The following is a 26,051-nucleotide window of genomic DNA, read 5'->3' on the forward strand; positions in this document are numbered from 1 at the left end:
ATTAGGCGGGGAAGTGGAACGTCGGCGCGCAGTTCGCTCCGCCCTGGTGCTCGTAGACCGTCACCGCGGGGAGAACGTTCCACCGGTGCCCCAGCAGCAGGGCGACGCCGGCCGGTCCGGCCATGAATAGCTGGATCCTCGTCGCGCCGGTTTCCCTGACCTTGGCGACAGAGCGTCCTGGAGCGTGGTGACCCAGGACGTGGCCCAGGCGGCGTCGACAACCGACTCCGGGCCGACGCCGGTCTTGCCGGTGGCGGTGTACAGGCGTCCGGCTGGAATGCCGGATGCAGTGATGTAGTCGCGGACGTCGGCTGTGGGATCGTGGCGGAGGGCAACGCAGATGACGAGCTCCTCGCCGTCGCCGGGTAGGCGCTCGTCGGCGAGGACCACCAGCTCGGCGGACCCGTCCCGTACGTCGCTGGCCCAGTCGACGCCGTCCTGGTTCAGCGAGAGGACCCAGCGCCGCACGCCAGGGAGGGTCCGGCCGATCGCGAACCAGACCGGGAGACGGACGGACGCGACGACGTGGACCCTGCGGGAGGCGAATGCCTCAAGCGTCCGAGCTGCTGTCGCGAGCCGTGGGCGCACGATCGCGTCCCAGGCGGTGGGGTCGGTGATGGTCCGCCGCTCGAAGGCGTCGGCGTCGGGGTAGAGGTCGGTGAAGTCGACGCGGGCGTTCGGGAACTGCCGGGACTCCTCGCGGTCGATGCCGTGCACGGCCAGAACCAGGGTCCCGTCCTGGGCCAGGAGATCGCGGTCCTCGAGGCGCCGTCGGGCGTCGGCGACGGTGACTTCTCCGACGCCATCGGTGACCCAGTCGCTGACCATGCGCAGGGCGCTGGTGACGGCCTCGGCGTCCCCGCGGAACCCGCTCAGCCGCATCAGGTCGGAGATCCGCTCGCGCCAGGCGTTCTCGGAGCCCTCGTTACGGAAGGTCACGCTGGAGAGAAACTCGACGACCTCAGTACGTTCGGTGCTCAGGTGGGTCGCGAAGGTCGTGACGAGCCGGCCGAGGGCGGTCCGCGGTCGATCCAGAGCGTCGTGGAGCTTGGTCGGGTCGAGGTGATCGGACTTCTTGTCGAGTGCCTTGAACACCCGCACCGGGTCGCTCCGCGAGCCCATCGTCAAGCGGTGAGGAATCGCACGACGTAGCGGCGCTGCGAGGGCGTCTCGGCCGCCCGAGTGTCGTAGCGCTCTCCCACAAAGGCGACGGCCTCATCAGCGGGTACGCCGTCCAGCACGGCAAGGCAGGCGAGCGCGTGCCCGTCCTTCCGCGCCCGCCGCCGCATGCGACTTCCACGCGCTCATCGGCTGCCCTGCGCCATGCCTCGCGCAGCGCGTCTCGCGCGTCGCCCTGATCTGCGGGTAGCCGAAAGTCCGGCCAGTAGAGCCAACGCGTGTCCCACCCCATGCGAGCCGGTGGCTTGCCGAGCAAGTACACCCCGAAGTCCGGATGTGGCGCCTCGGGCATCTGTCGGCGCAGTCCACGTCCCCGGACGAGTCGACCGGACGGCAGGTGCAGCACCCCGGGCATCATCGGGTCCCACGTCCGAGTCACGGACCGCAGCCTATTGCGACCAGCCGGGCGGACCCGTCCCGCAGACGATCGGTAATCGAAACGCTTCGACCTATATCAGTGAGTCGTCGTACGCGGCTGTGAGAGTGCCACCAGCGCTTCCGGTATTCACTACGCCGACGGGTTCGATGAGCACGGCGTGGACCTCGCCGTCAGCGATTGGGCAGTGCTCAACGCCGCGCGGAACGACGAACATCTGGCCAGGACGAAGAGTGACGTCGCCATCGCGCAGTTGGATGGTCAACTCGCCGTCGATCACGAGAAACAGCTCGTCAGTGTCGTCATGGGTGTGCCACACGAACTCGCCCTTGAGCTTTACGACCTTGACCTCGTAGTCGTTCAACCGCGCCACCACCTTCGGTGACCAATGCTCGGAGAACGACAAGAACTTCCCAGCGAGGTCTATGGGTACGTTGGTCATGGGCAAGTTTGACACACCAGGTCGGTCAGGCTCGGTCCCTAAGCGGATCGGCTTGCGGAGCAGGGACACACCGAGCGCGGCGCGGTCCGCAAGTAGTCCGCAAGAAGTCCAGCTGATGCCGATCCTCGCCAACGACCACCAACGCTCTGGCGAACGCATAAGCGCAGGTCAGGCCGTGTTCTCCGGCTCCGACCAACGATGACCACCAACAGCCGAAACCCCGCGTGATCGTTCCGCTTCAACGTCTGATCCGCCCAGGAGCAGCGCGCTACCCCGCACCGCGGTCGCGGTCAGTCCCGGCGCCGGGACCCTGCGCCCGGCTGCTCGACCAGGATGTCGCCGTGGCCGCGTGCCGTGCGCGCCCCTGCACAGGGAGCAATCTGTGACCGCGCCGACGGCCGGCGGGTGGATCGGGTTAGCCTTCGCCCATGGGGGACCTGTCACTACGCGCGCCGCAGCGGGCGGCGACCGCCGACCTCGGAACCGGATCCGGCGGGCAGCACTCGTCGACGACGCCGCAGACCGTGATCTGGGAGCTGCCCGACGACGAGCGACCCTTGGAGGGTCTCGATGAGCGCGGGCAGCCCGATCCCGCGTATGCGGCAGCGCTCGGTCTGCGCTCGGCCCCGCTGGGTCGCCGGGCTCTGGCTGCGCTGATCGACGTCGGCATCTTCTCCCTCCTGCAGCTGCCGTTCGTCTTCTGGTCGCTGCCGGTCATGGGCCGCCTGCTCCGCGGGCGCATCTCCTGGTACGGCTTCGTCAACCATCCCGACTTCCTGCTCACCGTAATCGTCGCCGCGGTCACGTTGCTGCTCTCGATCATCTGGTGCGCCGCCTCGTTGTTCATGCAGGGACGGTGGGGGTTCACCGTCGGGAAGCGCGCCACCGGGCTGCGGGCGGTGAACGTCGCGAGCCTCGGCGCACCTGGCTTCTGGCGCACCACGTGGCGCGCCGTGGTGGCCTGGCTGCCGCTGGTGACGGTGGTCGGCACGCCGGTGGTGCTGGCATCGCCGGCGTGGTCCGAGGCACACCGCCGACGCGGCTGGCACGACCGCGCGGGAGACATCTGGCTCGTCGACGTGCGGGAGGGCCTGAACCCGTTCGACAAGAAGCGGATGCGGATCGCCAGGAAGACCGTCACGTCGATCCCCGCGCCGCGCCCCAAGAACCTGCCGTCGCTCGCGACGACGCCCGACGGTGTCGCCCGCAGCGGCTACCGCCCGGGGCCGCGGACGAGCGCGGGCGTGCTCGGGGCCGCCCGTCCGCACGACCGCGATCGCCGGGTGGTGGTCGGGCTCGCCGGTCTCGTGCCGGGTGAGGCGCCCGCCGACGACGGGCAGACCGGGCCCCGCCTGGGGGCGTACCTCGTGCGCGACCCCGAGGGCGCCGGCAGTGCCGTCTCCCCGGTGGACACATCCGGGCGGCCGGACGGCGGCCCCGTGACGGCGCCCCCGCAGGTGGTCGCGCCGGCCTGGGGCCCCCAGGCCGGGGTGGGCATGACGCTGGCTCTCGACGACGGGAAGCGGATCTCGCTCTCCGGCCCGGTCGTGGTGGGTCGCTCACCCCAGCCGGTCGACGGAGCGCTGCCCCTGACGATCAGCGACCCGGGCTTCTCCATGTCCAAGACCCACGCGTTGCTCCGCCCGTCGACGGCAGGGCTCGAAGTGGTCGACCAGGGCTCCACCAACGGAACCGTGCTCGTCCGCGACGGACAGGAGCACCCGGTGACGGCGGGCGAGATCGTCGTCGCAGGTGTGGGGGACACGATCCGGATCGGTGATCGCACCATCACGGTGCTGGCCACCTGAGCGCAGGGAAGACCGTGGCGTGCGTCGCGGCTCGAGAAGGGTAGTGGATGAAGGTCAAGCTGACGCTCCTTCGGGAGCGTGCGGAGCCCGTGGACGTGGTCGTGACGGCGGACTCGACGGCCACGGTCGCCGAGGTCGCTCGCTTCATCGTGGAGTCCGATCCCGCACGCTCGATGACGGTGGGTCCCGACGACGTCCTGACGTTGGCCGTGGCGCCGCCCGACGGGTCCGACCTGAAGCCTCTCGACCCGGCGGTGCACATCGGCGAGGCGGCCATCGGCTCCGGGTTCACCGCTGCCGTCGTCAACCGCGGAGCCCGCGGCTCCCTGCAGGCCATCCCGTACGCCGCCCGCAGGCAGGTCGGCACCCTGGTGGCCACCGCCGGTCCGCTGCGGGGCAAGGAGTTCCCGGTGCACGTGGGGCAGGCGACGATCGGTCGCGCCCCCACCAACCAGATCGAGCTCGCCGACCCCATGGTGTCCCAGCTCCATGCGCGCATCGAGGTGGGGCGCCGGGTCGAGCTGGTGGACCTGAACTCGGCCAACGGGATCCTCTTCGACGGCGTGCCGGTCCAGCGCGTGTGGCTCACCCCCAACCGGGCGGTGGTGATCGGTGCCACGACGCTGGTGATGCACCTCTCCGACGATCTCGAGGAAGTCGAGACCGAGATCCTCGAGCGCGGTGGCGGTCTGCAGTTCAACCGCAGCCCACGGGTCGAGGTGCGCTACCCGGGGACCGAGCACCCCCCGCCGCGGATGCCGACCGAGCAGGCGGACAAGGTCTTTCCCTGGACCATCCTGGTCGCCCCGATCATCATGGCGCTCGCCATCTACGCCCTCACCGGCCGGGAGCGCGCGCTGCTGCTGATCTTCATGACGCCGATGATGGCGCTGGGCAACTTCATGAACCAGCGCACCCAGTCGGCGACCAAGAAGAAGTACGAGTCCGAGCTCTTCGAGCGGCAGTTCGAGAAGCTCGAGGAGACCCTCTTCCTCGAGAAGCCGGAGGAGGAGTTCGCGCGCAACGCCGAGGTCCCTCCGGTCGCGGAGGTCTACGACCACGCCGCTCGGCTGGGACCCCTGCTGTGGACCCGTCGGCCCGAGCACTGGAACTTCCTGGCCGTGCGGCTCGGGACGACGAGATCCCCCTCGCGCAACTCGATCGGGGACCGGGACAACCAGGACGGGCTCCCGGAGTACATCGAACGACTGGACCGGCTCCGGGAGCGCTACCGCTACGTCGACGACGTCCCCGTCCTGGAGTCCCTGCGGGTCGCCGGTTCGGTCGGCGTCGCCGGCCCGACCGGGGCCGCCGCCGACGTGCTTCGTGGCCTCGCCGTCCAGCTCTACGGCCTGCACGCGCCCAACGAGGTGGTGACGGTCGCGATCGCGGGCGACAGCTGGATGCCCGAGCTCGCCTGGCTGAAGTGGCTCCCGCACACCACCAGCGAGACCAGCCCCTTCAAGGACCTGCCGCTCGCCGACTCGCCGCCGACGGCCAACGCCCTGCTCAGCGCGTTGGAGGAGTACGTCCTGCGAGCCGGTCAGCGCGCCGAGCCGCGCGGGCCGTTCCCGGAGCGCTGGAACCCGATGCTCTACGGCACCGACGTGGCGCGTGCCGCCGAGGAGAAGACCCCCCGCCAACCGGTCTCGATCATCGTCATCGTGACCGATGACGCCCCCGTCGACCGACCACGTCTGGTGCAGGTGCTGGAGCGGGGCGCCGATGTCGGGGTGCACGCCGTCTTCTGCTCGCCGACGGTGGAGTCGCTGCCCGCCACCTGCCGCAGCTTCGTCGACGTCACCGAGGGGCTGGACGACGCGACGGTGGGCCTGGTCCGCAACGGCGACCTCTACGAGCACGTGGTCGTCGAAGGGGTCTCCAACAACTACATGCACACCTTCGCCAAGCGGATGGCGCCGGTCGTCGACGTCAGCACGGTCATCCAGGACGCCTCCGACATCCCGAACTCGGTGATGTTCCTGTCCCTGGTCGGCAAGGAGACGGCCCACGAGCCCGAGGCCGTCATCGAGAGGTGGCGGCAGAACAACACCATCATCGACCGCAGCGCGCGGGAGCGTCCTCGGTTGAAGAACGCCGGCAACCTGCGCGCCATCATCGGTCAGGGTGCCAGCGACGCCATGACCCTCGACCTCCGGAGCCAGGGTCCACACGCCCTGGTCGGCGGCACGACGGGTGCCGGCAAGTCGGAGTTCCTCCAGGCGTGGGTGCTCGGCCTGGCGGCCGCCCACAGCCCGGACCGGGTGACGTTCCTCTTCATCGACTACAAGGGCGGCTCGGCGTTCGCCGACTGCGTCGACCTGCCGCACTGCGTCGGGCTGGTGACCGACCTGAGTCCGCACCTGGTGCGCCGTGCCCTGACCAGCCTGAGGGCCGAGCTCCACCACCGCGAGCACCTCTTCAACCGCAAGAAGGCCAAGGACCTGCTCGAGCTGGAACGTCGGCAGGACCCGGACTGCCCGCCCGCGCTGGTGCTGGTGATCGACGAGTTCGCCGCCCTGGCCGGTGAGGTCCCGGAGTTCGTCGACGGTGTCGTCGACGTCGCCCAGCGCGGCCGATCCCTCGGCATCCACCTGATCATGGCGACGCAGCGCCCCGCCGGCGTCATCAAGGACAACCTGCGTGCCAACACCAACCTCCGGGTCGCGCTGCGGATGGCCGACGAGTCGGACTCCAAGGACGTGGTGGACGACCCGGTGGCCGCCACCTTCCCCGCCAGCCTGCCGGGGCGTGGGATCGCGAAGACCGGACCGGGCCGGCTGACCCCCTTCCAGTCCGCCTACGTGGGCGGCTGGACGAGTGAGGACGAGGTCGTCACGGCCGACGTGAAGGTCGCGGAGCTTCGCTTCGGCTCGATCATCGAGTGGGAGCCCGAGCGGGTCGCCGAGTCGGACTCCCACGACGAGGACCTCGGGCCGAACGACCAGAAGCGGGTGGTCACCACCCTGATCCGGGCCGCCGACGCAGCCGGGATCCAGACCCCGCGGCGTCCGTGGCTCGACGATCTCGCGAGCGTCGTCGACCTGCGCGACCTGCCGGCCCGCGGCGACGGGCAGGTCCTGCTGGGGCTCGCGGACCTGCCGGAGAAGCAGCAGCAGAACCCCACCTACTTCCTGCCCGACCGCGACGGCTCGATCATCGTCTTCGGGACCTCGGGGTCGGGCAAGACGACGGTGCTCAAGACCATCGCCACGGCCGCCGGCATGCGCCCCGACCTCGGGACGAGCGAGGTCTTCGGGCTGGACTTCGCCTCCGGGGCGCTCGGGTCCCTCGAGCGACTGCCTCACGTCGGCTCGATCATCGACGGTGACGACGCCGAGCGGGTGCAGAGGCTGCTGCGGAGCCTGGGCCGGGAGCTGGACCGACGCTCGGACCTGTTCGCCCGGGCGCACGCGGCCAACCTCACCGAGTACCGCGACCTGGTCGACCCGTCGCTGCCCCGGATCATCCTGCTGATCGACAACTACCCGGCGTTCAAGAACGAGTGGGAGATCAGCTCGGCCCGGGCGCCGTACTACCAGGTGTTCATGCGTCTGCTGGGGGAGGGCCGTCCCCTGGGGGTGCACGCGGCCATCACCGCCGACCGAGGTGGCGCCGTCCCCACGGCCGTCGCCGCGAACATCTCGCGACGGGTGGTGCTCAGGCTGGCGGACATCAACCAGTACACCCTGCTGGGGGCGCCGAAGGACGTCCTCGACGACACCTCGGTGCCGGGCCGGGCGGTGGTGGACAAGAACGAGGTGCAGATGGCGGTGCTCGGCGGGACGGCCAACGTGGCCGAGCAGACCAAGGCGATGGACGCGCTGGCCACCGAGCTGCGTGCCCAGGGGGTGCCGGAGGTCGCGCCCATCGGTGCGTTGCCCACGCGCATCGACAGCTCCGAGCTGCCCGACCGGGTCGGCGGGCAGCCCGTCTTCGGCATCGGCGAGGACACCCTGGGACCTCTCGGCTTCGACCCGGTCGGCCTCTTCGTGGTCACCGGGCCGCCGCAGTCGGGCAAGACGAACGCGGTGCGGGCCCTGGTGAGGGCCGTGGAGCGGTTCGACCCCGACGTCAAGCTGTTCCACTTCGGCAGCCGTCGCTCCGAGCTGGCGTCGTACCGCGAGTGGGTGCGCAGCGCCATCCGGCCCGAGGAGCAGAAGGAGCTGGCCACCGAGCTGGCCGAGATCATCGCCGACGAGTCGGTGCAGGGACGGATCATGGTCGTCATCGAGGACGTGCCGCACCTGGTCGACGGGCCGGCCGACCGGGCGGTGCGGGCCCTGCTGCAGGCCATCTCCAACAGCGAGCACCTGCTGGTGGGCGAGGCAGACATCTCCCGGGCCAGCAGTGGCGCAGGCGTCATGGGTGCGTGGAAGGCGGACCGCCAGGGGATCGCGCTCAAGGCCGACACCCACGACGGGGATCACCTGTTCAAGGTGCCGTTCGGACGCGTGAAGCGCACCGACTTCCCCGACGGTCGGGGGATCTTCGTCCAGGCCGGACGCGCAATGACACTACAAATGCCGATCGCGGATGTTTAGATACGGCGCGACGGGGGGATTACACCTCCGACCGAGGGCGGGGGGCCTGGTCCCTCAGCCCATACCAAGAAGGACGGACTGAGCGATGAGCGACTTCGGCGCAACTTACGACGAGATGGAAAGCACCGCCACCAAGCTGGACGACGGCAAGGAGTCCATCGAGAGCGCCCTGACCGAGTGCCAGGGCTACGTGGACGAGCTGGTCCAGGACGGCTTCAAGACCGAGAAGGCGTCGGGCAAGTTCCAGGACGGCTACGAGGAGCTGACCAACGGCCTGAAGGACGCCTCCAACGGCGTGACCGACATGGCCCAGGCGCTGCGCGACATGGCGCAGGCCATCCGCGACCTCGACGACCAGCTCGCCGGAGGCTGATGTCGGTGGTGGGGCCGCCCGCTCGGGGCGGCCCCACCATCTTCGGCGGTGACTCGGAAGGAACCTGACCATGGCAGACGTGTACATCAAGCTCTCGGAGCTCGAGACGGTAGTGAGCGCGCTCGACGACATCATCGACGAGTTCGAGAACGCCACGTCGCGCTCCGAAGAGCTGGAAGCCGCCATCGGCGACCCCTTCGGCAAGAGCAAGCTCCGGGACAAGGCCCGCGACTTCGAGGAGCGCTGGGACAACAAGCGCGATGAGCTGAAGGACGGCCTGAAGGGCGTGAAGGACCACGTCCAGGGCGTGGTAGACGGCGTCGAGGCCTGGGACGCCGAAACAGCAGTGCAGCTCAGCGCAACTGAGTGATCCCGTACCACCGCGCGGCACGGGAGTCGGGCGCCGGGAAGACCGTCCCGGCCCCCGCCCCGTAGCTGTCGACGCCACGTGGGGAGGCCGGCATCCGGGTAGTCGGCCCCCCGATCCGCATCTGAAGACCACAAGGAGTAGCAACGATGGAGCGATCACCGAAGAAGCGGGAGATCGAGCGGGTCGAGGGAATCCCCGGAGACATCATCAGCCGCGGCGAGGACATCACCTCGCTGGGCACGAAGATGGAGGACTGCGCCGACACGCTCGAGGCGATCAAGAAGGGCGCGGTCGGCGACGGTAGCCAGAAGGGGAAGGCGATCGAGGCGCTCAAGGAGACGATCGGCGACTCCTACAAGAAGCTGCGCGAGGCCGGCGAGCTGTACAAGCCGGTGGGCCCGGTGATCCAGACGTACGGTGAAGCCCTGGAGGAGTGCAAGCCCAAGATCAACGGCGCCGTCGACGACTGCGAGACCAAGTGGGCGGTCTACCAGGGTCTTCCCGGTGACAAGGACGGCCCCACCAGCGCCGAGGACGTGTTCGACCCGTTCGTGGTGAAGATGGACCCGAAGGACGAGGGTCCGAGCCCCCGGCAGACGCAGATCGCGGAGAACAACGAGGCGAAGTCTGCCGCCTACGAGGACTGGCTGGAAGCGGCGAAGGAGTTCGACGAGGGGTACGACACCTGGGAGACCGCCTTCAACGACGCTGCCGGAGACATCACCGACGAGCTGTCCGGCAAGATCAAGGACAGCCGGTGGGACAACTTCATGGGCTTCGTCGACGTCGTGACCAAGGTGCTGAGCTGGGCGGCCCTGGTCGTCGGTGTGATCGCGATCTTCTTCGGTGGGTTCCTGCTCCTGGCCGCGATCCTTGCTGTCAGTGTCTTCCTCCTGACCGCCCTCCAGTACTCCCAGGGGAAGAAGACCGGCGGAGAGCTTGCGCTGTCGGCGCTGGCGATCATCCCGGTCGGCAAGATCACCAACCTCACCAAGTTCGTGCAGTTCCCCGCGCTGACGAGGGGTGCGGGTGGGTTCGCCAACGCCGCCAGCCGCACGTGGAAGGCCGCGTCCAAGGGACCGCTCCACACCATCTTCACGCGTGGCGGTTCCGACACCTACAGGTTCCTCGGCAAGGCGAAGGTCATGGAGAACCTGCTCGGCCCGACGTACAAGACGGTGCGCAGGTCCAACATCGGGCTCTACGTCGGCAACCGTGCGCTCCTGGAGAGGAACCTGCCCCTGGTCCGCGGCTTGTCCGGGTTGGACTACGTGTCCAAGAAGGCCGGCACCTTCTCGGGTCACCTGGGTCGGCTGGGAACGGCGCTCGGGCCGTTCAACATCGACGTGCCGAAGTTCCCCAAGCCCATCGGGCCGCTGCTCGGCTAGTCCTGGGTTCCTTGGCCTGCCCGACAGGACGGCGCCGGTACGTTGTGCAGCAACACGAGGTGATGAAAGGCGTGAGAAGCGGTGAGCAGCAGTACTGATGACACCCTCGGCGGGTGGGCCGTGGGATTCGCCGAAGACATCGACCTGCCGGGGTGGGTTCCGCTTCCGAAGGGGCTGACGGCCGAGGAGGCGGACACGTTCGTGTCCGAGGTGCCCCGACTCCTCCGTGAGGTGATGGGGGCCACACAACCCGACGCGCCTCCGCCCTCCGAGGCGGACCTGCAGCCGCTGGTGCGTGCGGGCCTCGCGGCACGAGCCGAGTCCGACTCCGCCCTGATGTACCAGGTCTGGCCCGTGTCGGGCCCGGCGTTCGTGCTGTGCCACGTCAACTTCGTCAGACCCACGGATCTGCCCGACTGGTCGGACATGCCGGGAGTTGTCCGCTCGGCGGACGCCCGCAACCTCGGTCCCGGGCTGCAGTACTCCTCACGGCGCACGGTCGAGGACCTGGACGGTGCCCCGCTCGACGTCAACGCCGTCCACCTCATCTTCGCCGACGACGAGTGCGGCGTGATGATCGGGCTCGAGGAGGCCCCGTCGTTCGTGATCAGTCAGGCGCTCGTGGGTCTCTCCCTGTTCGCGAACGCCCTGACCCTGACTCGCCCCGACGGGACCACCTTTGCCGCGAAGCCGCCTACCGGGGTCCTCGCGGACTCCGAGTGGGCCGTCGACAACGATTGGACACCATGACCTTGCGTGACGAGCTCGGAGTGACCGCGGACCCTGATTTCGAGCTGGAGCTGCCCCAAGGATGGGCGCGACATGCCGTGGACGACGTCACCTTGGGCGAGATGGTCGCCAAGGCGAAGCGGCAGTGCATGGAGTCGCACCAGCCCGTGTTGTTCGGGGAGATCAAGGCCCAGCTCGAGCAGGCGTTCCATGACATGGGGAAGGCCGGAGTGTTCGCCTTCTTCGCCCCGACCGACCCTGCACCGGGCACCGTAGCGATCCCGGCCTCGATCAACGCCTCGATCCGGAAGGCCGATCCTGGTGAGACCCTCGACGACTTGGCGCGCTCGCTGATCCGTGAGCACGGCGCGACCCCGTTGCATGGCGATCCCAGGACCCTGCGCTTCGAGACCGAGGCCACCCGTCGCGTCGGCACGTCCACCGTCGTCAACCACTCGTTGGTCTACCTGACGCCGGTCCCGGGCAGCAACCGGCGCCGCGCGCTCGCCTTGGTGGCCGGGTTCGGACGCACCCCCGACGTGCGACCCGACGACGCTTCCCTCGAGGCCATGCGGGTGCTGTTCGACGCGTGCGTGGCGAGCTTGCGCTGGCGCGTCCCCACCGGAGGCTAGGCCGATGTCGCAGCCGGTCCTGGAGTGGGCGCGCACGGCCACGTTCGCCCAGCCCCTGCAGTGGGGTGAGGTCGAAGCAGGAGTCCTCGCACGCGAGCCGGTGGCGGAGACCCTGACCTCGCAGGAGCGGCTCCTCGGGGGCGTGCTCGGGGTCACCGGGGGGATCGTGGCCGCGCTCCTCTCCGCGGTGACGTGGGCGGCACCAGCTCTCGGGTTGGCGCTGGTCGTGCTCAGCCGAGGCAGTGAGGATCCGACCACCTGGTTGACGCCGGCCCGATTCCTCTTCGTCGCCGCGTGCGTCTCCTTGCTGGCCATGATGCTGATGTGGTTCGAGACCGAACGCGCTCGGCACGCGCTCCAGGCCGTGACGGGCGTGGTCGCCGTGGTCTCCGCAGCCGTTGCCTATGCCGTGATGCGTTCGGACCCTGGTACGCCTCGCGACGAGTGGCTCCAGATCTTCGTCCTGGCGACCGGGGCGCTGGGGGTCCTCGTCCTGCTGTTGTTCGCCTTCGCCCGACGCGCCGGTCGAGCGAAGAGCCGCAAGCCGCCGCGGCGGGGCCCCAAGGACCTCAAGACGTGGATGCGTTACCGGGCCACCCGGGCGGAGGTCCTCGACGTCCTGATCGCCAGGAAGCTCGTCAGGATCGACGAGGCTGATCGGGTGAGGATGCTGGAGATGCCGCTCGGCTACTGGGAGGAGCTGGACGGCGTCGACGAGGCCGAGCGACGCAGGATCCTGGAGCTGCGCTCCGTGGGGTGGCGTGACTTCGACAAGAGCGACGAGCGGCCGTGGCCGCCGGCGGGGTCCCGCGTCTGACACGGCGTCGCGGGGGAGGAGGCGGCGTTGCTAGTGTCGCCGCCATGAGCCGACACCTCGCACAAGCCCAAGTAGAGGTCCCGCTTCCTCCCGCCGCCGCCAGCGAGGGCCTCTGCGCGGTCCTCCAAGACCTCGGCTACCAGCTGGAGCAGGGGACGCTCCCCGGCGCGGGCGAGCTGATCTTCGACGCCAAGCGCACCGTGCTGTACACCGCGCGTCAGGGTGGGGCACGCATCACCCCGAGCGGCAGCGGTTCGACCATCGAGCTGGGTATCGACGTCGCACCGGACCAGCCCAGCGGACTGATGGACGGGAAGCGGAACCGTCGCTTGCTGGAAGAGCTCACCTCCCAGGTCACCGCCAAGCTGGGCAACAGCTGAGCCGAGACGTGGAGCGTGGCGAGCGCGCCACCCTCATGGGACTGCTTGGGCGTGCTGGCCCACACCTGATCGGTGATAGGCAGCGGACCGGCGGCGTGGTCTTGGTACCCTCGCCGCCATGCGGGGGCGAGGGTCGTGGGTCAGTGCTGCGTCGGCGAGCATGTTGCTCCTGGTCGCGGGCTGCGGAGCGGACCTGCCCGCGTCGGTGATCGAGGGCTCCTCGATCACCGTGGCGTGGTCGGAGTCGCTGACGAGCCTCAACGCCTCGACCGCGAGCGGGAGCACCCGGGGCAACCGGGAGATCGCGGCAGCGACCCACGACTCGTTCGCGCGGATCGTCCGCGGTGACGTCGAGGCCGACGAGTCGTTCGGGTCGGTCGAGGTCGTCGACCCGGCCGCCGACTCGTTCACGGTGCGCTACGACCTCGCCGAGCGGACGTGGTCCGACGGCGTCCCGCTGGACGCCGCCGACCTCGTGCTGGCGTGGGCGGCGGGGGCCGGCGTCACCGAGGGCGAGTTCGCCTCCGTCCCGGGGGACCTGCGGCACAGCCTCGAGGTGACGGCGGTCGACGAGTCCGCCCGCCGCATCGACGTCCTCTTCTCCCGGCCGGTCCGCGACTGGCACACCGCACTCGACGTGGCCGTGCCGGCCCACGTCGTCGGCAGGCTGGCGCTGGACATCGACGACCCGATGGAGGCCAAGCTGGCGGTGACGGAGGCGATCCTCGACGACGACCGGCGGGCGCTCGCCGACATCGCCGAGGCCTGGAGCTCGGGGTTCGACCTGGCCCGCACCGACGGCGCGCCGCCCGAGGGGCTGGCCGTCGCCAGCGGGCCCTACGTGGTGGCCGACCTCGAGGCGGGGGAGTCCGGCGCCTCCGGCGTCACGCTCAAGGTCAACCCGGCCTACGAGGGTGCCACGCCGCCGTCGTACGAGCGCATCGAGGTCGGGCCGTTCGGCGACCCCCTGGCGAGCTTCCCGGACGACGTCGACGTGTTTCAGCTGAGGCCGACTGCCGAGAACCACATCCCGGTGCGTGACCTGGGGCGTCGCGACCACCACGTCACCGAGACCCACGACGGACGACTGTGGGTGCTGGCCCTGCGCGCGGACAGGGGCGTCTTCGGTGCGCCGGCGGCCCGCCGCGCGTTCCTCCGCGCGGTCACCCCCGGCGACGTGCGTCAGGCCGGGGCCGGGGCCTGGGGAAGCGCCTTCGCCGCGACGCAGTCCCTGCTGTTCAGCCCCGACTCCGACGGGTACGAGGTCTCGATCGAGGACGCCGGCTACCGGGCGGCGTTCGAGTCCGCGAAGAACGACGCGTCCGTCGAGCGGAACCGGGCCGGGGTCCCGGCGGGCACCGCGGTGTGCACCGCGTACGACACCGCCGACCCCTTCGCCGTCGGGGCGTTCCAAGGGCTCGTGGAGTCCGTCGCGGAGGCGGGGTGGCGCGTCACCGACTGCGGGCGTGCGGGGATCGAGGGATCGAAGGACCTCGGCACGCAGTGGCAGGCCCTCCTGACCACCGTGCCCCTGCCGCAGACCGCCGAGGACATCTCCGCGGTCTGGGGCGCCGGCAAGGCCTCGCCGATCACCGGCCTGCGGAGCCCGGCCCGGCAGGCGCTGCTGAAGCAGCTCGAGCGCACCGCCGACAAGTACGACGCCCGGACGACGCAGGTGGCCATCGAGGCCGGCCTGATCGAGGAGGCGGTCGCCCTGCCGCTGACCCCCGTGCCCGTGGTCACCGTGACAACGCAGGGGATGAGCGCGGTGCTGCCCGACTCGGGGACGGCGGCCACGCTGCTCGGCAAGGCCGGGGAGTGGGGCCCGGAGCGAGGCACCGGATGACCCCGCCCGAGGGCGGGTCCGGGGGCCGGGAGCCGCTCGAGCTCACCGGCGGGGGGAGCGCCGACCTGTTCGAGCGAGGGGACGGATGGGTCCTCGAGGTGGGCGGCGTCCGCCAGTCGCACATCCACGGCGACGACGCGGTGCCGGCCCTGGCGGTGACTCGCTGGATGCTGGCGGCGCTGGGCCGCGGTCGTGCCACGGTGGTACACCTCGGCGGCGGTCTCCTGACCCTGCCCCGCGCCGTCGCAGCCACCACTCCCGGGGCGCGGCAGGTGGTCGTCGAGCTCGAGCCAGTGTTCGCCTCGCTCGTGGAGGAGCGGTTCACGGTCCCCGAGGGCGTCACCGTCCAGGTGGCCGAGGCGCGCGGCTGGCTCGAGGCCGGCGGCACGCCGCCCTGGGTCCCGAACGCCTGCGACGCCGTGGTCATCGACGTCTTCGCGGGCGGCAGGATCCCGCCCGCCTTCACCTCGCGGGAGTGCTTCGCGCTGGCCCACGACCTGCTCGACGACCACGGGATGCTGGTCGTCAACTCGGTGGCCGGAGGCGACCTGACCTTCACCCGGCGTCAGGTCGCCACCCTGAAGGAGGAGTTCGAGCACGCCGCGGTCATCGTGCAGAACTCCTCGCTGCACGGGTTGCGGTTCGGCAACGCGGTCCTGATCGGGTCCGACGTGCCGATCGAGACCGACGCCATCCGGGCGGCGCTCTCCGGCGACCCGTCGCGCGCGGCGCTGGTCACCGACCTCGACGGGGTCATCGGTGCCGGGGAGGTGGTCGTGGACGCCGACGGCCTGTGGTCCCCGGAGCCGGACCTGCCCGACGTCGGGCCGGCGCTGCGGATGCTGGAGCAGGCCTCCTCGCTCGGATCCCTGGTCCGCGAGTCACTCGCCCCCGAGGCGGCGCCGGAGTAGGGCACGGCACCCCGGGAGACCGGCTCCGAGCCGCCGGGCAGGTGCGGACAGTGGCGAGGATGTGGGGTTCTCGGGGGTCATGACGTAGGCTCAAGGTGTTGAAGGGATAGCCCCCCTAGGGCTTTCCTCGCCGCACTCGATGCGCGGCTTGTATCTCGTACTTCCTGGTTTTCGGTTCGCTGGACATCAGCACAGGTGGATGGCTTCAGCGGCTCGAGGGCACGTCGCCCTCGAAACGGAACAAAGGAACAGATCATGGCTCAGGGCACCGTCAAGTGGTTCAACGCTGACAAGGGCTTCGGCTTCATCGCGCAGGACGGTGGCGGCGAGGACGTGTTCGTCCACTTCTCCGCCATCCAGTCGCAGGGCTACAAGTCGCTGGACGAGAACCAGAAGGTCGAGTTCGACCTCGCCCAGGGCCCCAAGGGTCCCCAGGCTGAGAACGTCAGCGTCATCTGATCTCTCTCGTTGGGCCCCGACCGCACTGCGGTCGGGGCCCTTCGTGCGTCCGGACCGGGCTGCCCACCGTGTGACACGCCAGGGCTCGGCGGCGCCCGGACCCGTACGGTGGTCCCACGCCCCGAGGAGGTCAGCCTGATGGACCGCGCCGAGCCCCGCACGATCACCCTGCACGGACACGAGTTCTCCTACGTCGACAGCGGCTCGGGCGCCCCGGTCCTCTTCATCCACGGCATCCTCGGCTCCCGGGGTCAGTGGTCGCGGCTGATCGACCGGATGGACGACGACCAGCGGGTGATCGTCCCCGACCTGTTCGGCCACGGGGAGTCGGACAAGCCGCTCGGCGACTACTCCCTGAGCTCGCACGCCGCCACGCTGCGCGACCTGCTCGACCAGCTCGGGGTGGAGCGGGTCACCCTGGTCGGCCACTCCCTGGGCGGCGGCATCGCGATGCAGTTCTACTACCTCTTCCCCGAGCGGGTCGAGCGTCTCGTCCTGGTCGCCAGCGGCGGGCTGGGCCGGGAGGTCAGCCCGCTGCTGCGGGCCGCCACCCTGCCCCTCGCCGAGCAGGTGCTGGGGATCGCCGCCTCCGGCTGGCTGCTGGGGCGGCTGGACGAGGCCGGCCGCGCCGCCCGGAAGGTCGGGTGGAAGCCCGGGGCCGACATCACCGCCATCTGGAAGGGCTACACCTCCCTCAACGACCGGGAGAGTCGGCGTGCCTTCCTGGCCACCACCCGCGCCGTGATCGACCTGGGCGGGCAGACCATCAGCGCCCACGACCACCTCGGCCACGTGGAGCCGGTGCCGACGCTGATCGTGTGGGGCTCGCGCGACCGGATGATCCCCGCCTTCCACGCCCTCAAGGCCCAGGAATCGGTGCCGGAGTGCCGGGTCGTGCTCTTCGACCGGGCCGGTCACTTCCCCCACCTGGAGGACACCGACCGGTTCGCGGAGGTGCTGCGGGACTTCGTGGCCACCACCGACCCCGCCCCGGTGCACGGCGCCCGCCGCACCGGCTGAGGCCATGACGACCGAGCCGAGCGGCGCTCCCACCCTCGTCCCGGCGCGGGCCGACCACCCCGAGGTGCTGGCCCTGCTCGCGGCCTACTCCGAGGAGCTCGCCGCCCGCGGCATCGAGCTGCGCCAGGGCGAGGGCGGCTCGGTCTCTGCCGAGGAGATGGAACCGCCGCGCGGTGCCTTCCACCTGGTCAGCCTGGACGGCAGGCCCGTGGCCTGCGGGGGAGTGCGGCTGCTCGGCGACGGCGTCGCGGAGGTGAAGCGGATGTACGTCGCCCCCGCCGCCCGCCGGCGCGGGGTGGCCCGCCTCCTGCTGGGCCGCCTCGAGGACGACGCCGCCGGCCTCGGCTGCCGCGCCGTACGCCTCGACACCGGCCCCGGCATGGACGCCGCCCTCGCGCTCTACCGGCGGGCGGGCTACCGCGAGATCGAGGACTACAACGGCAACCCGCACGCCGGGCACTGGTTCGAGAAGAGCCTGGAGCCGTCGTCCCCGGGGGCCTCGTAGGATGGTGCAGGCCCGCCGACAGACGCCGGGCACCCGACGATCCAGGACCCCGTGACTTCCTCGCCCTCCACCGCCCAGCCCGTCAGCCCCTCCAGCGCCCCGTCAGCCACCCGGTCGGAGACCCCGGCCCGCGCCGGCTCGCCCGAGGACGTACGCCGTGAGGCCGCCCGCCGCCGGACCTTCGCGGTGATCAGCCACCCCGACGCCGGAAAGTCGACGCTCACCGAGGCCCTGGCCCTGCACGCCGAGGTGATCAACCAGGCGGGGGCGACGCACGGCAAGGCCGGCCGCAAGGCGACGGTCTCGGACTGGATGGAGATCGAGAAGGAGCGCGGCATCTCCATCACCTCCGCGGCCCTGCAGTTCGCCTACGAGGACCAGGTGATCAACCTGGTGGACACCCCCGGCCACTCGGACTTCTCCGAGGACACCTACCGGGTGCTCTCGGCCGTCGACGCCGCCGTGATGCTGGTCGACGCCGCGAAGGGCCTGGAGCCGCAGACGCTCAAGCTCTTCCGGGTCTGCAAGGCGCGTGGTCTGCCGGTGATCACCGTCATCAACAAGTGGGACCGTCCCGGTCTGGACCCGCTCGCCCTGATGGAGCAGATCCAGGAGCAGATCAAGCTGGTGCCGACGCCGCTGACCTGGCCCGTCGGCATCGCCGGCGACTTCCGCGGCGTCCTGGAGCGCCGGACGGGGGAGTACGTCGCCTACACCCGGACCGCGGGCGGGGCGACCCGGGCGCCGGAGGAGCGGATGGGGGCCGAGGCGGCCGCGGCGCGCGAGGGCGACGTCTGGCAGGCAGCCGTCGACGAGTCGGACCTGCTCTCCTCCGACGGCGCCGACCACGACCAGGAGCTCTTCCTCTCGGGCTTCACCACGCCCGTCCTCTTCGCCTCGGCGATCTCCAACTTCGGCGTCTCCAGCATCCTGCGCACGCTGGTCGAGCTGGCGCCCTCCGCGGTGCCCTTCCGGCACGGCGAGCCGGACGAGGAGGGTCGGCCCCGGGAGATCCGCGAGGTCACGGCGCCCTTCAGCGCCTTCATCTTCAAGGTCCAGGCCGGCATGAACACCCAGCACCGCGACCGGGTGGCCTTCGCCCGGGTCTGCTCCGGGGTCTTCGAGCGGGGCATGATCGTCACCCACGCCCAGTCCGGGCGGCCCTTCGCGACGAAGTACGCGCAGACGCTCTTCGGGTCGGAGCGCGGGGTCCTCGACACGGCCTACCCGGGTGACATCATCGGCCTGGTCAACGCGATGACGCTGAAGATCGGCGACACGATCTACGTCGACGAGCCGGTGACGTTCCCGCCGATCGCCACCTTCGCCCCCGAGCACTTCGCGGTGGCCACCGCCAAGGACAGCGGGCGCTTCAAGCAGTTCCGCAAGGGCATCGAGCAGCTCGACTCCGAAGGCGTGGTGCAGGTGCTCCGCTCGGACCTGCGCGGGGCGCAGTCGCCGGTGCTCGCGGCGGTCGGGCCGATGCAGTTCGAGGTCGCCCAGGCCCGGATGGAGAGCGAGTTCGGGGCGGCGATCCGCCTGGAGATGCTCGGCTACACCCAGGCGCGGCGCACGGATGCCGCCTCAGCGCCGGTCTTCGCCGCGGTCCGCGGGGTCGAGGTGATGGAGCGCACCGACGGCACGCCACTGGTGCTCGCGCCCGACAAGTGGCGGATCAGCGTGATGGAGCGCGACCACCCCGAGCTGACCCTCGAGCCGCTGATCGCAGGCGACCAGTGACGAGGTCGGCGAAGCGCCCGGCGTTCGCCGGGTCGATGTCGAGGTAGAGCCCCGGCTCGATCAGCTCGAGCTCGCTGACGTGCCAGGCGTCCTGCCAGCGCATCATGTCGACCCGGGCGTAGGCGAGCTCGGTGCCGAGCAGGTCACCTGCCGCCCGGACGGCCTGCTCGGCCAAGGCCCCACGGTCGGCGTCCAGCGCCACGGCACGCGAGCTGCCGCCGTAGAGCTCGTGCACCCGGATCTCGCCGCCCACGGCGAGCTTGTCGACCTGGGAGGCGGCGACACCGTCGAAGACGTAGACGGAGGTCTCGCCGGTGGTGCGCACCGACTCGACCAACGGCTGCACCACCCAGGGTGCCGCGGTGAGTCCCTCGACACGCTCGTCGGCGACGCTGCTGGCCAGCACCACCCCGACACCGCCGGCGCCGGTCCGGGGCTTGATCACCACGGTGCCCCACCGGTCGGTGGCCGCCGTCAGGCGCTCGGCGAGGTCGGAGTCGTCCACCAGCTCGGTGGGGAGCACCGGCACGTGCCTCCCGAGCTCGAGCAGGTAGGCCTTGTCGGCGTTCCAGGTGAAGACCTCGGGACCGTTGAGCAGCGGCGTCGCCGCGGCGACGCCCCTGCTCCACGCCAGGAACTCCGGGCACCTCCGGTGGTAGTCCCAGGTGGCGCGGACGGCGACCAGGCCGGCGTCCGCCCAGTCGACCGAGGGGTCGTCCCAGACGGCCCAGCGAGCGGTGACCCCGCGCTCGGCGAGCGCCTCGACCAGCAGGCCGCCCCCGGTCTCGCCGTCGGGCAGCAGCTGGAACGTGGCAAGGAGGACGTCGGTCACCCGCCGGAGCATAGGTCGTCGCGCAGCTGCCCGCCTCCTACTTCTTCACCGTGAACGTCTTGCGCACCCCGGCCGCGGTGCCCGCCGGGTTGACCGCGGTGACGGTGACGGTGAGCCGTCCGGCACGCAGCCTCTTGCGCGTGAGCGAGAGGGTGGTCCTGGCCGTCACCTTGCTGAGCAGCGTCTTCTTGCCCCGGGTGACGACGATCCGGTAGGTGACCACGGAGGCGCCGGTCGGGGCGAGCCAGGTGACCTTGCGCCGGGCGGCGGTGGGCTTGCCCGTCACCTTGAGCCTCGTGACCTTGCCGGGAGCCTGCGCCGAGGCGGCGGGCGCGCTGGGCACCGCGGTCCCCGGTGCGGAGAGGAGCGGGTCGGTCGGCGCTGTGGGCCCGACCGGGACGCCCGGGCCGACGGGGACGCCCGGGTCGACCGGGGCGACCGGGGAGCCCGGGTCGACCGGGGAGCCGGGGTCGACGGGGGGAGCGGACAGGGTGACCGGGGTGGCGGTGGACGTGGTCGCCGCGTGCCGCCCGTCGCCCGCCTTGGTGACGGTGACCAGGCAGGTCCCCGGGGACGCGGCGGTCAGCTGCGGAGGAGCCGAGGCCGTCACCTCGCACCCGGTCGCCGTGCCGTCGGCGGCGCTCCAGTGCAGGGCGCCGGTGCCCGAGCCGCCGCTGCTGGTCAGCGTCAGCGGGGTGCCCTGCGTGCCGAGCACCGAAGTGACGGCCAGCGGCGCCTGCGCCAGGGGGGCGAAGGTGATGGTCGCCGGTGCCGAGGAGACAGCCTCGTACGTCGCGTCGCCCGCCTTGGTCGCGGTCACCAGGCAGGTGCCTGCGGTGCTGGAGGCCAGGGTGCTGCCGGAGACCGTGCAGGCCTCCGCGGTGCCGTCGGCAGCGGTGAAGCTGACCGCTCCGGTGCCCGAGCCGCCTTCGCTCCCCAGGGGCAGCGGGGTCCCCACCATGCCGTCGAGGGTGCCGCTCATCCGCAGCTCCGCCTGCGGCTCCTTGGTCAGGGTGACGGTCGTGGGTGCCGAGCTCGCGGGGTGGTAGCCGTTGTCACCGGCCTTGCTGACGGTGACCAGGCAGGTGCCCGGGCTGCTCGAGGTGAGCATGAAGGGCAGGGGCCGCGTCTGGCTGGCGGCGCACCCGGTGGCGGTGCCGTCCTCGGTCGCGACCGTGACGCTGCCGGTGCCCGCGCCGCCGGTGTGCTCCAGCGGCAGGGGGACGCCGAAGCGACCGGTCGTGGAGGTGAGCACCAGCGGGGGCTGCTCGCCCTTGTCCCAGGCGATGTGGACCGTCGGCGAGACCCTGGCGGAGTACCGCTCGTCGCCCCCCTTGATGGCGTAGACGCTGCACCACCCCGCGGCGGTGGCGGTGAGCCTGGCCGGGCTGGAGCGGGTCACCGCGCAGTCGACCGAGCCGCGGGTGGTCCACCAGGTGACCTCGCCGGTGCCCGAGCCGCCGGTGGTGCTGAGGACGAGCGGCTGCCCGATGGTCGCCTCCAGCGGGCTGCTGACCAGCAGGCCCTCCTGGGCCAGCAGCCGGAACTCGACCGGCTGGGGGTCGGACGTGCGTGCCTCGTAGCGCGTGTCGGCCTCGCGGGTGGCCACGACCTGGCACGTGCCCGCGCTGGTCGCGGTGATCGTCCAGGGCGCGCCGGCGCTGACCGAGCAGCCGGTGGCGGTGCCGCCGGGCACGGTCGCGAAGGTGTAGGCGCCGGTGCCGGCGCCCCCGGAGGCGGCGAGGGGCAGGGCCCTGTCGAGGGGGCCCGAGATCCCGCCGTTCATGTAGACCGTGTGCTGAGGGGCGCGGGGCACCGTGACAGTGGTCACCTCGGACGACGCCGCGGCGTAGCGGCCGGCAGCGCCCCGGGTGGCCCGGACCAGGCAGGTGCCGAAGGTGTCGGCCTTCAGGACGAAGGGCTCGGCGATCCCGTCGAGGCGGCAGCCGGCGGCGGTGCCCGGCGTCACCTCGAAGGCGACCTCGCCGTCGCCCGACCCGCCGGCGGTGCCGAGGGTGACCCCCGCGACGACGTCGCCGCTGGAGGTGACTGTCAGCGGGAGCTGGGTGGCGAGGTGCCATGCCGCGGGCTCCACCGCGCCGATCGCACACCCGGTCGCGCCAGGCACCGGTCCCGCGACGCCGCGCTGGTCGTCGCGTGCGCAGACCGGGAGTCCCGCCAGGGTCGTGCCGACCGGGATGGCGTCGGCCGCGGGTCCGGCAGCGGCGGGCATCATCGTCCGGGTGCCGCCGCCGTTGTCGGTCAGAGCGCCCAGTCGCGGGTCCGCGCCGGCGCGGTCGGTGGGGTGCCCCACGCAGCTGTTGTCGCTGCTCAGGTTGTGGCCGAGGCTGCTGCTGGTGGTCGCTGCGTCGCACTGGGGCACGGAGTTGCCCTCGAAGAGGGTGCCGCCGAACTGGGCCGCCGCCCCGCTCCCGTGCACCGCCCCGCCGGAGCTCCTGTCGGTGTTGCGCGCCACGGTGCTGTTGAGCAGCCGCAGCGGGTTGTCGCCGAGCGAGGTGTTGTCGATCCCACCGCCGAACGTCGCCGTGTTGCCGGCGATCGTGGTGCCCCGGATCAGCATGTTGCCGCCGGAGAGGCCCCCGCCCCGGTTGTCCGCGCTGTTGCCGGAGACCGTGCTGTCCATGATGAGGAAGGGCTTGCTGGTGGAGGCGAACCTGACGCCGCCCCCGACGCTGCCGGACTGGTTGTCGGAGATCGTGGAGCGCAGCACGGTCAGGGGGGCCTCCATGGAGTAGATGCCCCGCCGCCGGCATGGCTCCGCACCGAGCGGTTGTCGGTGATGGTGCTGTCCAGGATCCGCGCGGAGCTGCCGGGGTGGAGGTAGATCCCGCCGCCGTAGTCGTCGGCGACATTGCCGCTCACCACCGAGTGGGCGACCACCAGCTGTCCCCAGGCGCTGATCCCACCGCCGTGGGTCGCGTCTCCGTTGCGGATCTCGAGGTGCTCGATCCGCAGCGGCCCGTGGTTCAGGACCACCGTGTCGAGACCGGACCCGTCGAGCACCGCCGGGGCGGCGGAACCGGCCCCGCTGAGGGTGACGGAAGTGAGGCTCGAGGGCACGACGACGTTGTCGTGGACGGTGCCGGAGATCCTGATCGTCGCGCCCCGCCCCACCTGCCCGAGGGCGTGGGTGACGGTGGCGCAGGGCGCCTCCGCGCTCACGCAGTCGTTGTCCGCGTCGCTGCCGCCCTCGGCGACGTACGCCGCGACTCCCACGGTGGTGGCCGCGACGGCGGGCTGCGCCAAGACGGCCACGCTGCCGGCCAGCAGGAGACCGACCGCGAGGGCGGAGGCACCGCCGAGTCGCGTGTGGCGTCGCAGGGGTACGTCATCGTGCGGGGTCGGTGCCACGGGCCGGTCTCTCCGATTCGTCGGTGCCGGCCCGAGCGCGGCAGGATCCGCGCCACCGTGCGGAAGCGCGTCCGGATCCTAACCGCCGGTGCGTTCTCATCGTGACGAGGCCCACACCGCGCCGAGGAGGCGGCGGTGTGGTCCCGGCTCAGCGGCGGCGCTTGCGCAGCGCGTCGGTGAGCAGGGTGACCATCGCCTCGACCTGGATGTCGGCCGACGCGGTGACCTCCTCGTCGGAGCCGTCCAGGGCCCGGGCCGCGAGGCCCGCCTTGGAGTCGATGAGCTCGGCGATCCGGGTGTCGATGGTCTGGGCGGCGATGATCCGCCACGCCGTCACCGGCTCCTCCTGCCCGATCCGGTGGACCCGGTCGATCGCCTGGGTCTGCTCGGCGTCGGTCCAGGAGAGCTCGGCCAGCACCACGTTGGAGGCGACCTGCAGGTTGAGGCCGACCCCGGCGGCGGTCAGCGAGCAGACCACCACGGCGACCTCGGGGTCGTTGACGAAGGAGTCGATCGCCGCCTCGCGCGCCTTCGGCGTCTGGTTGCCCCGGATCGAGGAGTAGCGGATCCCGCGCTGGGCGAAGAGCTCCTCGCAGGCGTCCATCACGTCGACGTGCTTGGCGAAGACGACGACCTTGCCGACGCTGCGCGCCAGCTGGGCGGCGTAGTCGGCGGCCAGCGGTGCCTTGGCCGTGCCGATGCGGCGGATCATCGAGAAGACGTTCTCGCCCGAGGCGTTGTCGTCGGTCTCGTCGCGCTCCCACTCCGCGACCCGGCGCACCAGCTCCTCGTCGATGCCGGTGGCCCGCTTGTCCTCGTCGCGGGCCGCCATCACCCGGTCGTAGCGGTCGACCAGGCGGCGGGCCAGCTCGCGCTCGGCGGCCCGGATGGAGCGCCCGGCCTCGTCGTCGAGCTCGACCGGGATGTCGGCGATCCGGCGGGCCGGGATGTCGGCGGCGACGTCGACCTTGCGACGCCGCACGATGCCCATGTCGACCACCGCGCGGCGGGCGGCCGGGTAGAAGGCCTTGTCCTCCGGGGTCAGGCCGGTCTCCTCGAGACGGGCCATCAGCTCCGGCAGGGGCTTCTTCTCGTCGATCCAGCCCAGGAACTGCCAGATCGAGGTGAAGTCCTCGATGTCGTTGATCAGCGGGGTGCCGGTCAGCGCCATCAGCAGGGGCCGCACCGTGCGCTCCCGGATCCGCTCGGAGAGCTGGAGCACGTGCTGGGAGCGCTGGGACTTGCGGTTCTTGATGAAGTGGGCCTCGTCGACGACCATGCCCTTGAAGCCGAGGTCGCCCAGCCAGCCGACGTGCCGGTCCAGCACCTCGTAGTTGACGATCACGATGTCGGCGAAACCGTCGATGTCGTGGCCGTCGCCGTGGATCACCGTGGCCTTGTGCCGGGGGACCCAGCGCTGGGCCTCGCGGGCCCAGTTGGTCTTCACCACGTTGGGGACGACGACCAGGAGCGGGAAGGCGTCGGCGGCCTGCGCGGCGAGCAGGGCCTGCGCGGTCTTGCCGAGGCCGGGCTCGTCGGCGAGCAGGAAGGTCCGGTGGCCGTCCTTGACGGAGGCGACCAGCTGCGCCTGGTGGCGCATCATCTCCAGGCCGTCGCGGGTGCGGCGGTCCCGGGGGTCGGGCATCTCCAGGCAGGCGGGGGCGCCGTTGGCGATCTCGAAGGAGCGCAGCAGCGGGCCGATCAGCTCCCAGTTGGCCAGCCGGTGGGTGCGCGGCTCCAGGCGCTTGGCGACGCCCTCGAAGTCGGGGACCTGGAAGGGGTTGGCGAGCTGCCGGGCGATCACCGACTGCGGGACGACCCGGCGCTCGGTGGCCGCCGGGGTCTCGCCCGTGACGACCGCCGGCGGCTCCTCCTCGACCACCTCGAGGCCGCCGGCCTCGAGCATCTTGCGACGCAGGATGCGGGCCGACTCGGTGACCTCGGCGTCCTCGGCGAGCAGCGCCAGCAGGGTGGTGTCGCGGGCGGCGGTCTTGGCGAGGATGGTCGCCACGCCGTCGAGCCGCTTGAGCTGCTCGGCGCGCTGGGCCTCGGTCGAGGTGGTGTCGACCTTGACCCGGGCACGCTCCTCGCGGACCAGCAGCGCGACCACCTGGAAGCGGGTGCGCGCCGAGGGGGAGACCCGGCCACGCTGCGCCTCGGCCTCGATCTCGCGGACGGCGCGGGCGAGGACCGGGATGATCCCCTCGTTGTCGAGGCGCCGGGGGGCGCGTCGGGGACGCTTGTTGCCGCCGCGGCTGCGCGTTGCGGACTTGGTCTGGCCGGACAAGTTCCTCCTCGTCGGCGCCGGGTGGCCTCCCACTACCGGCA

Annotated in this window: 22 protein-coding genes; 15 read left to right on the top strand and 7 right to left on the bottom strand. The window is 71.4% G+C overall.

The annotated features are described in order from the left end of the window. Position 1: 1 nt before the first annotated feature. From AC4BG9_RS14380 to AC4BG9_RS14390, 3 genes are all read right to left on the bottom strand, one after another. Positions 2 to 100, bottom strand: a complete 99-nt coding sequence (locus AC4BG9_RS14380; RefSeq protein WP_490571896.1) for a hypothetical protein — start codon at positions 98 to 100, stop codon at positions 2 to 4. After that, positions 61 to 1,095, bottom strand: coding sequence for an SAVED domain-containing protein (locus AC4BG9_RS14385; protein WP_490571796.1), 1,035 nt, complete (start codon positions 1,093 to 1,095; stop codon positions 61 to 63). Before AC4BG9_RS14385 ends, AC4BG9_RS14380 begins: the two co-directional genes overlap by 40 nt. A gap of 533 nt (positions 1,096 to 1,628) precedes the next feature. Next, positions 1,629 to 1,997 (bottom strand): cupin domain-containing protein, encoded by a 369-nt coding sequence (locus AC4BG9_RS14390; protein ID WP_490571797.1) that lies wholly within the window; start codon positions 1,995 to 1,997, stop codon positions 1,629 to 1,631. A gap of 428 nt (positions 1,998 to 2,425) precedes the next feature. Between AC4BG9_RS14390 and AC4BG9_RS14395 the strand changes: the two genes are divergently transcribed. The 15 genes from AC4BG9_RS14395 (at position 2,426) to AC4BG9_RS14465 (ending at position 19,519) form a co-directional block, all read left to right on the top strand. Further along, on the top strand, positions 2,426 to 3,805 hold the full coding sequence (locus AC4BG9_RS14395; protein ID WP_490571798.1) for an RDD family protein: 1,380 nt from the start codon (positions 2,426 to 2,428) through the stop codon (positions 3,803 to 3,805). Between the two features lie 47 nt (positions 3,806 to 3,852). Further along, positions 3,853 to 8,349: a type VII secretion EssC family protein gene (locus tag AC4BG9_RS14400; protein ID WP_490571799.1), complete on the top strand. Its 4,497-nt coding sequence runs from the start codon at positions 3,853 to 3,855 to the stop codon at positions 8,347 to 8,349. Between the two features lie 85 nt (positions 8,350 to 8,434). Further along, entirely contained in the window at positions 8,435 to 8,722 is a 288-nt protein-coding gene (locus tag AC4BG9_RS14405) for a WXG100 family type VII secretion target (RefSeq protein ID WP_490571800.1), read from the top strand. A gap of 70 nt (positions 8,723 to 8,792) precedes the next feature. Continuing rightward, the gene (locus tag AC4BG9_RS14410) at positions 8,793 to 9,092 is read left to right on the top strand and encodes a flagellar protein FlgN (protein ID WP_490571801.1); all 300 of its coding nucleotides are present in this window, start codon (positions 8,793 to 8,795) and stop codon (positions 9,090 to 9,092) included. A gap of 146 nt (positions 9,093 to 9,238) precedes the next feature. Continuing rightward, entirely contained in the window at positions 9,239 to 10,480 is a 1,242-nt protein-coding gene (locus AC4BG9_RS14415; protein WP_490571802.1) for a hypothetical protein, read from the top strand. A 201-nt stretch (positions 10,481 to 10,681) separates the two neighbouring features. Next, a complete protein-coding gene (locus AC4BG9_RS14420) occupies positions 10,682 to 11,230 on the top strand; it encodes a hypothetical protein (protein ID WP_490571803.1) in 549 nt (182 codons plus the stop codon). A gap of 77 nt (positions 11,231 to 11,307) precedes the next feature. Then, the gene (locus AC4BG9_RS14425; RefSeq protein WP_490571804.1) at positions 11,308 to 11,841 is read left to right on the top strand and encodes a protein TPRXL; all 534 of its coding nucleotides are present in this window, start codon (positions 11,308 to 11,310) and stop codon (positions 11,839 to 11,841) included. A 4-nt stretch (positions 11,842 to 11,845) separates the two neighbouring features. Next, complete coding sequence (locus tag AC4BG9_RS14430) at positions 11,846 to 12,658, top strand: hypothetical protein (protein ID WP_490571805.1); 813 nt, start codon at positions 11,846 to 11,848, stop codon at positions 12,656 to 12,658. Positions 12,659 to 12,702: 44 nt separating this feature from the next. After that, positions 12,703 to 13,038, top strand: a complete 336-nt coding sequence (locus tag AC4BG9_RS14435) for a hypothetical protein (protein WP_490571806.1) — start codon at positions 12,703 to 12,705, stop codon at positions 13,036 to 13,038. Between the two features lie 160 nt (positions 13,039 to 13,198). Continuing rightward, positions 13,199 to 14,884, top strand: a complete 1,686-nt coding sequence (locus AC4BG9_RS14440; RefSeq protein WP_490571807.1) for an ABC transporter substrate-binding protein — start codon at positions 13,199 to 13,201, stop codon at positions 14,882 to 14,884. Next, positions 14,881 to 15,795: a spermidine synthase gene (locus tag AC4BG9_RS14445; protein WP_490571808.1), complete on the top strand. Its 915-nt coding sequence runs from the start codon at positions 14,881 to 14,883 to the stop codon at positions 15,793 to 15,795. The genes AC4BG9_RS14440 and AC4BG9_RS14445 overlap by 4 nt, the downstream gene beginning before the upstream one ends. A gap of 255 nt (positions 15,796 to 16,050) precedes the next feature. Continuing rightward, entirely contained in the window at positions 16,051 to 16,254 is a 204-nt protein-coding gene (locus tag AC4BG9_RS14450) for a cold-shock protein (protein ID WP_490571809.1), read from the top strand. Between the two features lie 138 nt (positions 16,255 to 16,392). Next, on the top strand, positions 16,393 to 17,274 hold the full coding sequence (locus tag AC4BG9_RS14455) for an alpha/beta fold hydrolase (RefSeq protein ID WP_490571810.1): 882 nt from the start codon (positions 16,393 to 16,395) through the stop codon (positions 17,272 to 17,274). A 4-nt stretch (positions 17,275 to 17,278) separates the two neighbouring features. After that, positions 17,279 to 17,779, top strand: coding sequence for a GNAT family N-acetyltransferase (locus tag AC4BG9_RS14460; RefSeq protein ID WP_490571811.1), 501 nt, complete (start codon positions 17,279 to 17,281; stop codon positions 17,777 to 17,779). Positions 17,780 to 17,830: 51 nt separating this feature from the next. Beyond that, positions 17,831 to 19,519 carry a peptide chain release factor 3 gene (locus tag AC4BG9_RS14465; RefSeq protein WP_490571812.1) on the top strand — a complete coding sequence of 563 codons (1,689 nt, stop codon included), beginning with the start codon at positions 17,831 to 17,833 and terminating at the stop codon, positions 19,517 to 19,519. Here the strand turns inward: AC4BG9_RS14465 and AC4BG9_RS14470 are convergent. The 4 genes from AC4BG9_RS14470 to AC4BG9_RS14485 form a co-directional block, all read right to left on the bottom strand. Next, positions 19,455 to 20,351, bottom strand: coding sequence for an ATP-grasp domain-containing protein (locus tag AC4BG9_RS14470; RefSeq protein ID WP_490571813.1), 897 nt, complete (start codon positions 20,349 to 20,351; stop codon positions 19,455 to 19,457). The two genes, AC4BG9_RS14465 and AC4BG9_RS14470, sit on opposite strands and share 65 nt — an antisense overlap. A 37-nt stretch (positions 20,352 to 20,388) precedes the next feature. Next, positions 20,389 to 23,100, bottom strand: coding sequence for a choice-of-anchor Q domain-containing protein (locus tag AC4BG9_RS14475; protein WP_490571814.1), 2,712 nt, complete (start codon positions 23,098 to 23,100; stop codon positions 20,389 to 20,391). After that, a complete protein-coding gene (locus tag AC4BG9_RS14480; RefSeq protein WP_490571815.1) occupies positions 23,085 to 23,618 on the bottom strand; it encodes a right-handed parallel beta-helix repeat-containing protein in 534 nt (177 codons plus the stop codon). The genes AC4BG9_RS14475 and AC4BG9_RS14480 overlap by 16 nt, the downstream gene beginning before the upstream one ends. Before the next feature lie 253 nt (positions 23,619 to 23,871). Continuing rightward, positions 23,872 to 26,010 carry a DEAD/DEAH box helicase gene (locus AC4BG9_RS14485; protein WP_490571816.1) on the bottom strand — a complete coding sequence of 713 codons (2,139 nt, stop codon included), beginning with the start codon at positions 26,008 to 26,010 and terminating at the stop codon, positions 23,872 to 23,874. Between the last annotated feature and the right edge of the window lie 41 nt (positions 26,011 to 26,051).

The sequence above is a fragment of the Nocardioides sp. Z40_12 genome, from assembly GCF_058215795.1.

Bases quoted from the DNA above. Each gene is read 5' to 3' on its own strand.
- AC4BG9_RS14390 (WP_490571797.1), bottom strand. From the start codon at position 1,997: ATGACCAACGTACCCATAGACCTCGCTGGGAAGTTCTTGTCGTTCTCC.
- AC4BG9_RS14395 (WP_490571798.1), top strand. From the start codon at position 2,426: ATGGGGGACCTGTCACTACGCGCGCCGCAGCGGGCGGCGACCGCCGAC.
- AC4BG9_RS14400 (WP_490571799.1), top strand. From the start codon at position 3,853: ATGAAGGTCAAGCTGACGCTCCTTCGGGAGCGTGCGGAGCCCGTGGAC.
- AC4BG9_RS14405 (WP_490571800.1), top strand. From the start codon at position 8,435: ATGAGCGACTTCGGCGCAACTTACGACGAGATGGAAAGCACCGCCACC.
- AC4BG9_RS14410 (WP_490571801.1), top strand. From the start codon at position 8,793: ATGGCAGACGTGTACATCAAGCTCTCGGAGCTCGAGACGGTAGTGAGC.
- AC4BG9_RS14415 (WP_490571802.1), top strand. From the start codon at position 9,239: ATGGAGCGATCACCGAAGAAGCGGGAGATCGAGCGGGTCGAGGGAATC.
- AC4BG9_RS14430 (WP_490571805.1), top strand. From the start codon at position 11,846: ATGTCGCAGCCGGTCCTGGAGTGGGCGCGCACGGCCACGTTCGCCCAG.
- AC4BG9_RS14435 (WP_490571806.1), top strand. From the start codon at position 12,703: ATGAGCCGACACCTCGCACAAGCCCAAGTAGAGGTCCCGCTTCCTCCC.
- AC4BG9_RS14440 (WP_490571807.1), top strand. From the start codon at position 13,199: ATGTTGCTCCTGGTCGCGGGCTGCGGAGCGGACCTGCCCGCGTCGGTG.
- AC4BG9_RS14445 (WP_490571808.1), top strand. From the start codon at position 14,881: ATGACCCCGCCCGAGGGCGGGTCCGGGGGCCGGGAGCCGCTCGAGCTC.
- AC4BG9_RS14450 (WP_490571809.1), top strand. From the start codon at position 16,051: ATGGCTCAGGGCACCGTCAAGTGGTTCAACGCTGACAAGGGCTTCGGC.
- AC4BG9_RS14455 (WP_490571810.1), top strand. From the start codon at position 16,393: ATGGACCGCGCCGAGCCCCGCACGATCACCCTGCACGGACACGAGTTC.
- AC4BG9_RS14460 (WP_490571811.1), top strand. From the start codon at position 17,279: ATGACGACCGAGCCGAGCGGCGCTCCCACCCTCGTCCCGGCGCGGGCC.
- AC4BG9_RS14475 (WP_490571814.1), bottom strand. From the start codon at position 23,100: ATGGAGGCCCCCCTGACCGTGCTGCGCTCCACGATCTCCGACAACCAG.